Below are 13,208 nucleotides of genomic sequence, written 5' to 3' on the forward strand. Positions count from 1 at the left end.
CGGTTCGGCTCCGGGAACCCATGACCCAGTGGACACAGCTCGGACCGCGGGAACGCGAACTTCTCGCAGTCCTGCGGCGCGCGGACGACTCCCTCACGGCGCGCGACCTACTCGACGCGGTGGTCGACCGCGACGACGACGTCGCGTATCCGACGGTTAAGCGGACCGTCGACCGCCTCGTCGAGAAGGGGCTCGTCACCCGTGAGCGCGAGCGATACCGCGGGAGCACGCGGCACCGCTACCGCTTCGACGCCGAGGCCGCCCGCGAGCGACTCGTCCCGGAGTTCGCCGACGAGTTCCAGACGGTACTCGGCGATCCGGCAGTCGAGCGGCTCGTTCAGGCGGTCCGAACGGAATCCGAGGACGGATCCGACGCCACCACCCAACAATGACTACTGACCCGAACGCGAGCGACGAGCGGACGGCACGAGACGACGAACATCGCGACGAAGAGCCGGCGGACGCGACCCGAACCGACGCGGACGCGGCCGACGCGGCCGAGCCCGAGATCGTTGACGGGAGGACGATCGAACACCTGCTGACCGACCACGAGCGCGACATCGCGTCAACGGCGCAGGGGACCGACGCGACCGCTGCGAAGCGGCCGAGTCTCGACCTCCCGCGCTTGGAACTCGGGCGACGCGACTTCATGAAGGCCGGCGCGGCCGTCGGCGCGATGAGCAGCCTCGCAGGCTGTACGAGCATCCTCGCCGACGAGGAGGGCGGCGACTCCGGCGGAGCGTCCGGCGGCGGCGACCACTCGGTCGCCCCGGGCGAGCACGACGAGTACTACGGCTTCCTCAGCGGCGGCCACACCGGGGAGATCCGCGTCGTCGGACTCCCCTCGATGCGCGAGCTGATGCGGATTCCGGTGTTCCAGGCCGAGAGCGCCCGCGGCTTCGGCCACGACGCGAAGACGACCGAGCTGTTAGAAGAGGAGGGCGACGGCCACGTCTGGGGGGACACTCACCATCCGCGAGTCTCACAGACTGACAACGACTACGACGGCCGCTGGCTGTTCGTCAACGACAAGGCGAACGGCCGGATGGCCCGCGTCGACCTCGAGTACTTCGAGACGGACGCGATCACGAACGTGCCGAACTGTCAGGGGGTCCACGGGGCGTGTATGCAGCTTCCGGACACCCAGTTGGTCTTCGGCGTCGGGGAGTTCCGCGTGCCGATGCCGAACGACGGCCGCGATGTTGACAGCCCCGACGAGTACGGCTCCGTCCTGACCGCGATCGACCCCGAGACGATGGACGTCGAGTGGCAGGTCGAGGTCGACGGTAATATGGACAACGGCGACGGCGGCAAGGAGGGCCGCTGGTTCTTCGCGACCGGCTACAACAGCGAAGAGGGAGTCACGGAGTCCGAGATGGCTCGCTCCGACCGCGACTACGTGAAGGCGTTCGACATCCCGGCCATCTGGGAGGCCGTCGAGAACGGGGAGTACGAGGAGATCAGCGGCGTGCCCGTCGTCGACGGGACGATGGACAGCTCTCTCAACGAAGGCGACCGACCGATAGTCCGGTACGTCGCGACGCCGAAGAGCCCGCACGGCGTCAGCGTGACGCCCGACGGCAACTACGCCATCGCGTCCGGGAAGCTCGACCCGACCTGTACGGTCATCGACGTGGAGGCGATCGCGGAGGTCGACGACCCGCAGGAGGCCATCGTCGGCCAGCCGCGGGTCGGGATGGGGCCGCTCCACACCGCCTACGACGACCGCGGTCACGCGTACACGACGCTGTTCATCGACTCGCAGGTCGTCAAGTGGGACTACGAGGCCGCGGTCGAGGCCGAGGCCCGCTCCGAGGGGCCGATCATCGAGAAGCACGACGTCCACTACAACCCCGGCCACCTGATCGCCTCAGAGTCGTACACGGCGTCGCCGCAGGGCGATTACCTCGTCTCGCTGAACAAGCTCTCGAAGGACCGGTTCCTCCCGGTCGGCCCGATCCACCCCGAGAACGACCAGATGTTCTACATCGGGGACGACGACGCCGGTATGCAGCTGATCAAGGACAAGCCGTCGTACCCCGAGCCGCACGACGCCAGCATCGTCCACAAGGACAAGATCGAGCCGGCGAAGACGTGGGACACCGACGACTACGAACTCGACTTCGTCCCCGAGGGCGAGGAGTCGTTCGAGCGGGTCGACGAGAACACCGTCGAGATCGAGATGTGGGCGCGCCGCAACGAGTACGCCTTCCCCGAGGTCACGGTCCGGGAGGGCGACGAGGTGACGCTCCGGATATCCAACGTCGAGACCACGAGCGACGTGATCCACTCGATCGCGATCCCGGAGTACGACATCAACCTCGCGTTGGCACCCCAGGACACCCGTGAGGTGACGTTCACGGCCGACGAGCCCGGCGTGTTCTGGGCGTACTGCGCGTACTTCTGTAGCGCGCTCCACCTGGAGATGCGCTCGCGGATCCTCGTGGAACCGCAGGACTGAACGGGAGCACCGCTCGCCCACCACCGAATCGCCATCCCACCACCGAATCGCCATTCCATTCACTCCCACGCCATGACAGCCTCACTCGATCGACTGACGGAACTCAGACGGGCGCTCCCGGTGACCGCGGCGGCGATGTTCGTCGTCGCCCTCTTCGTGCCCGTCTGGCAGATCGCCTTCGAAGCGCCCCAGTACCCCGAGGGCCTACTCGTCGAGCTGTACGCGTACCCGCGGCTCGGTGGTGACTACGCCGAGGTGCAGGCGCTCAACCACTACGTCGGGTTCTACTATCCGGACCCGGTGTTCGTGGAGCCGAACTACGCAGTCCATCCCGACGCGATCGCGGCCCCCGAGTGGATCCTCGGACCGATCGTGTTCCTCGCCGTGGCCGCCGCGGGGGTGTTCGTCGCGTTCGCCCCAACCGGTCGCAAGCTCCGACTCGGCCTGCTCGGCCAACTGATCGGGGCGACGGTGGCGTTCGTGGGGACGTTCACGATCGTTCAGTACCGCCTCTATCAGGCCGGGCATGCCCTCGGAGACAGCGCGCCCATCGTCGGGGTCGAGGAGTTCACGCCGCCGCTTCTCGGTGGGTACCAGATCGCCAACATCAGCGGGGTCGCGTGGTTCGGTCCCGGGGGGTACCTCACCGGACTCGGCTTCCTGCTGCTCGTCGCGGCGTTCCTCCTCCGCGACTCGCAGGCGACGATCGGCGAGGCGGTCGACGCGCTCCGGCGGCGTCGCCGAAGCGGTGACCAGAGCGACGAGCGCGGAGGCAACGTCCGTCCGACCGAGGAACCGCGGACGGGGGTGGACTGATGAGCGGCCTCTCGTGGCTCGATCGGCTCTCGCCGATCGGTCGGCTCCCGTCGTTCGGCCGACCGGTGTCCACGCGAGCGGCGCTTCCAGCGCGGACGCTGTTCCTCGCGGCCGCGGTCGTCCTCGCCGTCGTCCTCGGCGGCGTCGTGGCGGGGGCAAGCGGCGGGGCCGCGATCGGCGGGGGCGATGTAGACACCGCAGGAAACGGGAGCGATCCGGTCGTCGATCCGCCGACGTACGACCCCGACCGACCCACCGGGTCGGGGACGGCGACCGTGATCGCCTCCGACGGTGGCCCCCCGACCGAGTACGCCGACGTGACCGCCGCGGTCGACGCGGCCGCCCCCGGCGATACGGTCGAACTCGCGGGCGTCTTCGAGCCGGACGCGCCCGTGGTCGTCGACGATCCCGGCGTGACAATCGTCGCGGAATCGACACACGACGCCCTGATCGACGGCGGCGGAAGCGATTCCGTGATCGTCGTGCGCGCGCCGAACGCGACCGTCGAGGGCGTCTGGATCGACGACTCGGGAACGGACATGGAATCCGAAGACGCCGGCGTCTACCTCACGGAGGACGCAACCGGAGCGACGCTCGCGGACCTGTATCTCACCGACGTGGGGTTCGGCGTCTGGGTCAACGGCGCGGACGCGGTGACCGTGACCGACTCCCGAATCGAGGGCACGGAGGCACCGCGGTTCGCAGACCGCGGCAACGGCATCAACCTCTGGGAGACCGAGGGAAGCGAGATCCGCGACAACGAGATCACCGACGTGCGCGACGGGATCTACTACTCGTGGGCCTCGAACGTCACGGCGGCGGGAAACACGATGTGGGACCTGCGGTACGGGGTTCATTACATGTACTCCGACGGAAACCGCCTCGCGGACAACGTCGCCTTGGAGAACGACGTAGGGTACGCGCTGATGGTCAGCGAGGATATCGAGGTGATCAACAACACCGCGGTCGCGAACCGCGGAAAGAGCGGTCACGGGATCCTCCTCAAGGAGATCGAAGAGACGGTCGTCCGCGGCAACGACCTCGCGGTCAACGGCAACGGGCTGTTCATGTACAACGCCCAAGACAACGAGGTGCGGGACAACCTGCTGTACGCCAACGGCGTCGGAATCCATCACTCCGCGGGCACGCGGGGGACCGCGGTCGTCGCCAACAGCTTCGTCGGCAACGACGAGCAGGTGTTGACCACGACCCGGGACCTCGTGGCGTGGAACGGCACTGACCGCGGGAACTACTGGTCCGGCGCTCGCGTCGCCGACACCGACAACGACGGGGTGAGCGACGTGAGACACCGCCCCGCCGGTGCCGCCCAGCGTGTGGTCCAGCGGACGCCGGCCGCAGCCGTGTTCGCCGACAGCCCGGCGTTCGACGCGATCCGGCTGGTCGAGAGCCGGTTCCCGACGATCGAGACCGCGGGCGTCATCGACCACCGACCGCTCGCGAGCCCGCCCCACGACATCGACCCGTATCGCCCCTACGCGGCGGCCGTCGACGCCACCGCCGAGTACGACACGGAGCCCGGAGACGACCACCATCAGTAACCATGCGAATCGACATCACCGACGTACACAGGCGCTACGGCGACGTCGAGGCCCTCGCCGGGGTCGACTTCTCCGTCGAGTCCGGCGACGCGTACGGCCTCGTGGGAACCAACGGTGCCGGCAAGTCCACGCTGTTCGGACTGATCGCCGGCCACGACCACCCCGATGCGGGCGCGATCACGGTCGGCGGAAGCGACGTCCGGGCGCTCGGCTGGCGGATCCGAGAGTCGATCGGCGTCCTCCCGGAGAATCCCGGATTCCCGCCGGGAGAGACCGGCCGGGAGACGCTTCGCTTTCACGCCGACGTTCGCGGGGTCGGGTCGGACCCGGCGGACGCGACGGAGCGGATCGCGGGCGCGGCCGCCACGGTCGGCCTCGCGGACGCGATCGACCGCCCCATCGACGGGTACTCGAAGGGGATGCGCCGCCGGCTGGGGCTGGCGGCCGCGCTGCTCGCGAACCCCGCCGTCCTCCTGTTGGACGAGCCGACGGCCGGGCTCGATCCGAACGGGGTCGCCGCCCTGCGGGAGGTGTTGACCCGCGTCCGCGAGGAGACTGGCGTGACCCTGCTCATGGCGACGCACGCGCTCCGCGAGGCCGGGCGCGTCTGCGATCGCGTCGGCGTCCTCGACGACGGCCGACTGGTCGCGGAGGGGACGCCCGCAGCGCTCGCAGACGGTCACGAGGACGGGCTCGAAGGGGCGTTCGTCTCGCTCACCGGAGGTGGTCGCGATGCCTGAGGACACCCCGAGAGACGGGTCGATGGGAGCGGACCGCGCGGACGCGACGCCTGACGGTGGGGCCGCCGTTGCGTCCGCCAGAGCCGCAGACGCCACGGACAGCACGGGAGCCACAGGCGTCGCGGAAGCCACAGAAACCGCGGAAAGCTCGGAGGCCGCGGCAGCCGCAGAAGCCGCAGAAACTGCGGAGACCGCGGAGACCGCGGCAGCCGTGGCGACCGCCGAATCGACCGGAGACGACACCGTCTCGATTCCGCTCCCGCGTCCGCGGATCCTCGTCCGGATCGCGCGCCGAGAGGCCCGACTGACGGGTCGCCGTGGGTGGGCGCTCGGGCTGATCGGCGTCTTCGCCGTCTTCGGACTGCTGCTCGCGACATTCAGCGGGTCCGGTGTCGCCCCGTCCGGCTACGACCCGGTGGTCGCGAGCTACGTCGAGCTGGCGACGTATCTCGTTCCCCTCGCCGCGCTGGCGTTCGGACACGGCGCGGTCGTCGGTGCGGCCGAGCGCGGGCGACTCGGCGTCGTGTTGACCCTCCCGGTCTCCCGGGTCGAGGCGGCGATCGGCGTGTTCGCCGGGCGAGCCGCCGTGCTCGGCGCGGCGGTCGTCCTCGGCTTCGGCGGTCCGGGGCTGCTGCTGCTCCGCGAGCACGGGCTCGCGGGGTGGCCGACGTTCGCGTGGTTCCTGCTCGCGACCGTCGCTGTCGCTGTCGCGCTGCTCGGAGTCGGGGTCGCCATCTCCGCCGCAGCGCCGACCTCGACGGTCGCCCTCGCGAGCGCGCTGCTGGTGTGGGCGTGGTTCGCGCTGGTCCACGACCTGCTGGCGCTCGGCGTGCTCGCCGCGCTCGACGGTGCCAGTTCGTTCGTCGCCGTCGCGGTCGCCGCCAACCCGGTGTCGACGTACCGGCTGTTGGCGCTCGTCCCGACCGGTGCCGGCGGCGCCGGACTCTCGGCCGCGCTCGACGGAAGCGGGCTCTCGGCCGGCGTCCTCGTCGCGGTCCTGCTCGGCTGGATCGCCCTCGCGGTCGCGGTCGGAGCGGGCGCACTCCACCGCAAACGGATCTGACCGCCCCGCGTTTTTGCGAGATATTGCCGTCGAACTGGCCGGACTGGTGTCGCGGTCGATCGACGCGGTCGCAGAGGGAACCGGACGCGGTCAGTCGCGTACGTGGACCGACGAGCCGAGGTACTTGTGGACGACTTCGTCGACCCCGCCGGCGTTGAACCGACCGAGGTCGTCGGCGATCGCGTCACGCAGCGCGTCGCGGTACGCCTCGTCCGTTCGTAGCTCTCGAAAGTCGACGGCGACGACGTCGATCCGATCGGAGTCGTCGACGCCGAGGCGGGTGGCCGCCAGCCGCCGAAGCGAGGGTTCGTCGCCGATCTCGCCCCGCCAGAGTCGGTCACGGAAGAACAGCCAACCGTCCTCGCCGGGCGTGCGCGCCGGAAGCTCCATCGTCGTCTCGAACCGGTCGGGATCGACGGCCGCGTCGCACGGGTCGATCCGGAACGCGACTCGGAACACGTAGGCGGCGTCCATCGGGGGGATATCGTCCCGCAGAGCAAAAAAGTACATACCGCTCCGTCGTGTCGGTCCAGACGTATGTTGCATCGGCTTCGCGGCCTCGTCGAACGCGTCTACCGGCGACACCTCCGCAGCGAGATCGAGGACGTGCCGACGCACGTCGCGATCATCCAAGACGGGAACCGCCGATACGCGCGCGAACGCGGCGAGGACGCACCCGACGGCCACCGCGCCGGTGCCGACACCACCGAACGCGTCCTCGACTGGTGTGCGGATCTGGGTGTCGAGGAGCTGACGCTGTACGCCTTCTCGACGGAGAACTTCGAGCGCCCGAACGAGGAGTTGGATCCGCTCTTCGACCTCCTCGAAGCCAAGCTCCGCGATTTCGCCGACGCCGACCGCGTCCACGACCAAGGCGTCCGAGTCCGCGCGATCGGCGACATCGACCGCCTTCCCGATCGCGTGCGTGACGCGGTCGACTACGCCGAGCGGCGCACCGCGGACAACGACCGGTTCACGCTGAACGTGGCGCTCGCGTACGGCGGCCGGACTGAACTGCTCGACGCCGCCCGCGCGATTGCCGAAGACGTCGCCGACGGCGACCTCGCGCCCGCCGACGTCGACGCCCATGTCGTCGAAGACCGACTCTACGACCGACCGGTTCGTGACGTCGACCTCATCGTGCGCACCGGCGGCGACGAGCGGACCTCGAACTTCCTGCCGTGGCACGCCAACGGCAACGAGGCCGCGGTGTACTTCTGTGCGCCGTACTGGCCGGAGTTCTCGCAGGTCGAGTTCCTGCGAGCCATCAGGACGTATCAGGCCAGAGAGGAGTCGTGGCAGCGGGCCCGGGCGGACCGGGCGGCCGCGCTCGTCACGGCCGTCGCCGAGGCCGAACTCGCAGAGGCGCACGCCGTCGCGCAGCGGCTCAGAGGCCGGATCCCGCGGCTCGACGCGGACGCGATCGCCGGCGCGCTTGCGGGAACCGACGAGGCCGACGACGAGGCGACCCCGTCCGGCGACGAGAGCGTCGGTCCCGACGAGACCCCGGGTAGCTCCTGCGACGAGGCCCTCGCCGCCGACGCCGTCGAGACGGACGCGGAGCTGGCGGACTGATCGGACTGGAGAAGCGGTCGTCGGATGCTACGCCGGATTCTTTCGCGTCAAGTCGCTGCCGCAGATCGGACACCGCTCTTTGTTCTCGTCGAACGTGCGGTTACAGCCGACGCACTGGAACCGCCACTCGCGCTCCTCCGTGATCCCGTCGCGCGCGATGGCCTCGACCGAGATGTCGAGCCGCTCGGCGACGTTCTGCATCGCGTAGTCGTCGGTGACGAGGGTCGCGCTCAGTTCGAGCGCGGTCGCGATCAGCCGGGTGTCGGTCTCGGAGAGTTCCGCCGCGTCGCCGGACCCCTTCGCCGCGCGCCGCACGTTGTCGATCACCTCCGGAGCCGGGACGTGTATCGTCATTCCGGAGCCTTCCATCGCGTCGAAGCGAAGCGCGCCCTCGCCGGTGAGTTCGTCGTGGACTTCGGGCACTGAGACGACGTCGTCGTCGGTCGTGTACTCGTGGATGAACGCCGAGGTGTCGAGAACGTCCATCAGCGGGCGACGACGATGTAGTCTTTCACCGCCTGCACGTTCGCAACCGGCACTTTGAGACGCCCCATCTCGTCCACGTCGAAGCTCAGCCGATCCGTGCTCAGCTGCTCGTGAGGGCTCACCAACAGGTCGTTGAGTTCGCCCGATTTGAGGTCCATCGTGATGTTGTACAGGTCTCCCAGCTCCGTTCCGTCCGAACTCATCACCGCTTTCCCGGAGAGGTTCTCCGCGAGGATGTCTACCATGTGCGCTACGTCCCGGCCGACGGTCTTAAACGCCACGGGGGCGTCCGACGAGCGACGGACGCGTTTTGAAAGGCTTAACTGACGCCCGGGCGGAACGACTGGTAACCGACCTTTTCGGGGCGATCACTGATGACCGACCACACAAACGCGGACACCCTTCGGACGCCGATCGTCGCCGTGCTGGGCCACGTCGATCACGGCAAGACGAGCTTGCTCGACACGATCCGCGGCTCCGCCGTCAGCGAGGGCGAAGCCGGCGCGATTACCCAACACATCGGGGCGACGGACATCCCGCTCGACACCATCTCCGAGATGGCGGGCGAACTCATCGACCCGTCAGACTTCGACCTTCCGGGCCTGCTTTTCATCGACACGCCCGGCCACCACTCCTTCTCGACTCTGCGCGCCCGCGGAGGTGCACTCGCCGATATCGCGGTGCTTGTCGTCGACGTCAACGACGGGTTTCAACCGCAAACCGAGGAGGCGATAGACATCCTGCGGCGCACGGGAACTCCCTTCGTCGTCGCCGCCAACAAGGTCGACACGACGCCGGGGTGGAACCCGCAGGACGGCCAGCCGATCCAGCGCAGTCTGGAGGCGCAGTCCGAGCGAGCCGAGTCGATGCTCAACGAGAACCTCTACGAGATTATCGGCCAACTCTCCGACGCGGGGTTCTCCGCCGACCTCTACTGGCGCGTGCAGGACTTCCAGAAGAACATCGGCGTCGTCCCGCTATCTGCGCTCACCGGCGAGGGCGTTCCGGACCTGCTGACCGTCCTGATGGGGCTCTCCCAGCGGTTCATGAAAGAGGAGATGGCGATAGACGTGCAGGGAGCCGGCGAGGGGACGGTCCTCGAAGTCAAAGACGAACGGGGGTTCGGTGCCACCATCGACACCGTCGTGTACGACGGCGTGATCCGCAACGGCGACACGATCGTCGTCGGCGGACAGAACGAGCCGATCGTCACCGAGGTCCGGGCGCTGTTGCGTCCGCGGGCATTAGAGGAGATCCGCACGGAGAAGAAGTTCGAGAAGGTAGCTGAGATCGGGGCCGCGGCCGGCGTGAAGATCGCCGCACCGGAACTCGATCAGGCGATGGCCGGCGCGCCGGTCCGCGTCGTCCGTGACCGCCCGCTGGAGGACGTGATCGCGGAGGTGAAAGCCGAACTCGCAGAGATCGAGGTTGACACCGCCGAAGACGGCGTCGTCGTCAAGGCGGACACCCTCGGATCGCTCGAGGCGATGGCGAACGCCCTGCGCGAGGCGGAGGTTCCCATCCTGCGCGCCGAGGTCGGCGACATCGCGCCGCGCGACATCGCCGTCGCGGAGACCGCGAACCAGGACGAACACAAGGCGATCCTGGGGTTCAACGTCGACTTACTCGCGAACGCGGAGTCGGAGCTGGAAAACGCCGACATGAAGCTGTTCACGGACGAGGTCATCTACCAGCTCATCGAGGACTACGAGACGTACGTCGAGGAACGCGAGCGCGCACAACAGGAGACCGTGCTCGACAAGGTCGTCCGCCCCTCGCGGTTCCGAATCCTTCCGGACCACACCTTCCGGCAGAACGACCCCGCGGTCGTCGGCGTCGAGGTCATCTCCGGCACCCTCCAGAACAACCGCAACGTGGGACTGTTCGAGGGCAACGAGTTCGAGCGCGTCGGACAGCTCTCAGGAATCCAAAAGCAGGGCGACGACGTGGACGAGGCACGCGCGGGCGAACGCGTCAGCATCGCCATCGACGGACCGACCGTCGGCCGCGGCATCGAGGAGGGCGACACGCTGTGGACCGAAGTCCCCGAGAAGCACGCGAAGATCTTAGAACAAGAGCTGAAAGAGGAGATCACGGCCGACGAGCGCGAGGCGCTCGCGGCGTACCTCGAAACCAAGCGGAAACGGGACCCGTTCTGGGGGAAGTAGGTAGCCGAACGCGACTCCAATTCGGCCCGGTCGTCTCACTCGATCTGTTGTGGTGTCGCCGCGCTCGACATCCACCTCTCGCTCATCGCAACGACTAATCCCCCGCCGGACGCTTCCCGAGGTATGACCGAGAAGGCCACCGCGCGAGCCCACCCGATTCAGGGGCTCGTCAAGTACCACGGGATGCGCGACGAGACGCTTCGACTCCCGTATCACGACAGTATCAGCCTCTGTACCGCGCCGACCGCGACGACGACGACCGTCGAGTGGCAGCCCGACGCGAGCGAGGATACCTACGTTATCGGCGGCGAAGACGTGGAGGGTCGGGCCGCAGAGCGGATCGACAACGTCGTCGAGCACGTCCGCGAGTTGGCGGGCGTCGACGCCGCCGTCCGGCTGGAGAGCGAGAACTCCTTCCCGTCGAACATCGGCTTCGGCTCCTCGTCGTCCGGGTTCGCGGCCGCCGCGCTCGCCCTCGTCGAGGCCGCCGGCCTCGACATGTCCTTACCCGAGGTCTCGACCGTCGCCCGCCGCGGGTCCTCCTCTGCCGCGCGCGCGGTCACGGGGGCGTACTCGCGGCTCGATGCCGGGCTCAACGATGCCGACTGCCGGTCGCACCGGCTCGACGTGGGCGTGAGCGAGGATGGCTTCGATCCCGAGGAGGACCTCCGGATCGTCGCTGCGCACGTTCCCGCGTACAAGGAGACAGAAGAGGCGCACCGCGAGGCGGCCGCGAGCCACATGATGCAGGCGCGGACCGCTCACGTCCAAGACCAGCTCGTCGAGATGACGGACGCCCTGCGCGCCGGGGAGTTCGACCGGATCTTCGAGACGGCCGAGCACGACTCCCTCTCGCTGACGGCCACCACCATGACCGGCCCCGCGGGCTGGGTGTACTGGCAGCCGGAGACGATCGCCGTGTTCAACGCGGTCCGCGAACTCCGCGAGGAGGGCGTCCCCGTCTACTTCTCGACGGACACCGGCGCGTCGGTGTACGTGAACACGCTTGCCGATCACGCCGACGCGGTCGAGGCTCGGATCGCCGAGATCGGTATCGACACCGACATCTGGAAGGTCGGCGGGCCGGCCCACCTCCTCGACGAGAGCGAGGCGCTCTTCTAAACAAAATCCGCGTGCGGTTGACGCGCGGTTCGTCTGCTTCGCTCACGGCTACAAGACATGCCCCGTACGCGAGACTGACACCGCGTCTTTGTAGTTCAAATCACTCAGTGACTTCTCTCACTGCGTTCGAGAAATGCACCGGCCGAGACTCCCGTGAGCAAAGCGAGCGGGAGTAAGGGCGGTGTACGACTGCAAGGAGTGCACCGGCCGAGATTTGAACTAGGGAAAGACGGTCGGCTCGCTTCGCTCGCCGCTGCGCCTTTCTGAGTTCGAACTCTCGGTGATTTCTCTCACTGCGTTCGAGAAATGCACCGGCCGAGATTTGAACTCGGGTTGCAACCATGGCAAGGTTGCGTGATACCACTACACTACCGGTGCGCACTTCGCGTCTTGTAGTTGACGAGTCTTCTACTTAAACCTGTCACATTCGGACGACGGCGTGGAGTCTTCGGTAGCCTGCGAATGCCTCGCTGCCGATTCACGATTAGTCTCCACGGCTCGCGGCGATCTCGTCGCGGTGCGCGGCGACGAGGTCAGCGAAGGCCGTCGCCTCCGCACGCTCCTGTGTCTCGTCCTCGCGGCGGTCGCGCATTCGATGTTTGATCGTTCGCAGAGCGTCCGGCTTTCCGGCGGCGATCTCCTCGGCGACGGTCCGTGGATCGTCGACGACGCGGGAGACGAGCCCGGACCGAAGCGCCTCGTCGGCGTCGAGGACACGCGCCGAGAGTGCGAAATCCATCGCGTCGCCCTCGCTCATGACGCGAGGGAGTCGAACGGTTCCGCCCCATGCTCCGAACAGCCCGAACGAAACGCCCGGCTCGCCGAAGGTCGCGCCGGGGGTCGCGACGCGGACGTCGGCCGCCAGCGCCATCTCGACGCCGCCACCGCGGGCGGCCCCGTCGATACCGCAGACAACGATCGTGTCCGCGTCAGCGAGCGCCGACGCCGTCCGTTGCCCTCGGCGTGCGAACTCGTCTGGGTCGTCCAGCGCGGCGACGGCGTCGAGATCGGCACCGGCACAGAAGGCGGCCCCCGCGCCGCGGAGATACGTCACCGGCGTCGCTGCGGTTTCGACGGCCTCGCGGAGGTCGACGAGGTCGCCCGGTCGGAGGGCGTTTCGGCTGTCGGGGCGGTCGAGCGTGATGGTGCGTACGTCGCCGTCGTCTCGGACGCGAATCATGGCTTCGTGTCTCGTTCGTTTCCAAAGGTCTTTGCCCC

The 13,208-nt window shown here is 68.3% G+C and carries 13 protein-coding genes, 1 tRNA gene and 1 pseudogene; 10 read left to right on the plus strand and 5 right to left on the minus strand.

Annotated elements, in window-relative coordinates; genetic code table 11:
• Nucleotides 1–20 precede the first annotated feature (20 nt).
• The 7 genes and pseudogenes from ACZ45C_RS07375 to ACZ45C_RS07405 all read left to right on the plus strand — a co-directional run bounded on the left by ACZ45C_RS07375 (nt 21) and on the right by ACZ45C_RS07405 (nt 6,639).
• The gene (locus ACZ45C_RS07375) at nt 21–392 is read left to right on the plus strand and encodes a BlaI/MecI/CopY family transcriptional regulator (RefSeq protein ID WP_460560512.1); all 372 of its coding nucleotides are present in this window, start codon (nt 21–23) and stop codon (nt 390–392) included.
• A complete protein-coding gene (nosZ, locus tag ACZ45C_RS07380) occupies nt 389–2,461 on the plus strand; it encodes a TAT-dependent nitrous-oxide reductase (RefSeq protein ID WP_460560514.1) in 2,073 nt (690 codons plus the stop codon). Before ACZ45C_RS07375 ends, nosZ begins: the two co-directional genes overlap by 4 nt.
• A gap of 72 nt (nt 2,462–2,533) precedes the next feature.
• Complete coding sequence (locus ACZ45C_RS07385; RefSeq protein ID WP_460560516.1) at nt 2,534–3,277, plus strand: hypothetical protein; 744 nt, start codon at nt 2,534–2,536, stop codon at nt 3,275–3,277.
• Nucleotides 3,277–4,836 (plus strand): nitrous oxide reductase family maturation protein NosD, encoded by a 1,560-nt coding sequence (gene nosD, locus ACZ45C_RS07390; RefSeq protein ID WP_460560518.1) that lies wholly within the window; start codon nt 3,277–3,279, stop codon nt 4,834–4,836. Before ACZ45C_RS07385 ends, nosD begins: the two co-directional genes overlap by 1 nt.
• An 83-nt stretch (nt 4,837–4,919) precedes the next feature.
• A pseudogene (locus tag ACZ45C_RS07395) lies at nt 4,920–5,270 on the plus strand (ATP-binding cassette domain-containing protein); the annotation flags it as partial.
• Nucleotides 5,256–5,576, plus strand: a complete 321-nt coding sequence (locus ACZ45C_RS07400) for an AAA family ATPase (protein ID WP_464374340.1) — start codon at nt 5,256–5,258, stop codon at nt 5,574–5,576. The pseudogene ACZ45C_RS07395 and the gene ACZ45C_RS07400, both read left to right, overlap by 15 nt.
• Nucleotides 5,569–6,639: an ABC transporter permease gene (locus ACZ45C_RS07405; RefSeq protein WP_460560522.1), complete on the plus strand. Its 1,071-nt coding sequence runs from the start codon at nt 5,569–5,571 to the stop codon at nt 6,637–6,639. The genes ACZ45C_RS07400 and ACZ45C_RS07405 overlap by 8 nt, the downstream gene beginning before the upstream one ends.
• Before the next feature lie 90 nt (nt 6,640–6,729).
• Here the strand turns inward: ACZ45C_RS07405 and lwrS are convergent, their stop codons facing one another.
• The gene (gene lwrS, locus ACZ45C_RS07410; RefSeq protein WP_460560524.1) at nt 6,730–7,113 is read right to left on the minus strand and encodes an LWR-salt protein; all 384 of its coding nucleotides are present in this window, start codon (nt 7,111–7,113) and stop codon (nt 6,730–6,732) included.
• Between the two features lie 63 nt (nt 7,114–7,176).
• Here lwrS and uppS point away from each other — a divergent pair, with 63 nt between their 5' ends.
• Nucleotides 7,177–8,214, plus strand: a complete 1,038-nt coding sequence (uppS, locus tag ACZ45C_RS07415; protein WP_460560526.1) for a polyprenyl diphosphate synthase — start codon at nt 7,177–7,179, stop codon at nt 8,212–8,214.
• Nucleotides 8,215–8,241: 27 nt separating this feature from the next.
• Here uppS and ACZ45C_RS07420 read toward each other — a convergent pair whose 3' ends face one another.
• Together ACZ45C_RS07420 and ACZ45C_RS07425 are read right to left on the minus strand one after the other, a co-directional pair.
• Nucleotides 8,242–8,700 (minus strand): NOB1 family endonuclease, encoded by a 459-nt coding sequence (locus tag ACZ45C_RS07420; protein WP_460560528.1) that lies wholly within the window; start codon nt 8,698–8,700, stop codon nt 8,242–8,244.
• Nucleotides 8,700–8,945: a PRC-barrel domain-containing protein gene (locus ACZ45C_RS07425; protein ID WP_460560530.1), complete on the minus strand. Its 246-nt coding sequence runs from the start codon at nt 8,943–8,945 to the stop codon at nt 8,700–8,702. The genes ACZ45C_RS07420 and ACZ45C_RS07425 overlap by 1 nt, the downstream gene beginning before the upstream one ends.
• Before the next feature lie 129 nt (nt 8,946–9,074).
• Between ACZ45C_RS07425 and infB the strand changes: the two genes are divergently transcribed.
• Nucleotides 9,075–10,868, plus strand: a complete 1,794-nt coding sequence (gene infB / locus ACZ45C_RS07430) for a translation initiation factor IF-2 (RefSeq protein WP_460560532.1) — start codon at nt 9,075–9,077, stop codon at nt 10,866–10,868.
• A gap of 123 nt (nt 10,869–10,991) precedes the next feature.
• Entirely contained in the window at nt 10,992–11,990 is a 999-nt protein-coding gene (gene mvaD, locus ACZ45C_RS07435) for a phosphomevalonate decarboxylase MvaD (protein ID WP_460560534.1), read from the plus strand.
• Between the two features lie 307 nt (nt 11,991–12,297).
• On the opposite strand, the gene ACZ45C_RS07440 is transcribed toward mvaD, so the two are convergent.
• Together ACZ45C_RS07440 and ACZ45C_RS07445 are read right to left on the minus strand one after the other, a co-directional pair.
• Nucleotides 12,298–12,368, minus strand: a tRNA-Gly gene (locus ACZ45C_RS07440).
• Between the two features lie 106 nt (nt 12,369–12,474).
• A complete protein-coding gene (locus ACZ45C_RS07445; RefSeq protein ID WP_460560536.1) occupies nt 12,475–13,170 on the minus strand; it encodes an enoyl-CoA hydratase/isomerase family protein in 696 nt (231 codons plus the stop codon).
• Nucleotides 13,171–13,208 lie beyond the last annotated feature (38 nt).

The sequence above is a fragment of the Halorubrum pallidum genome, assembly GCF_055380345.1.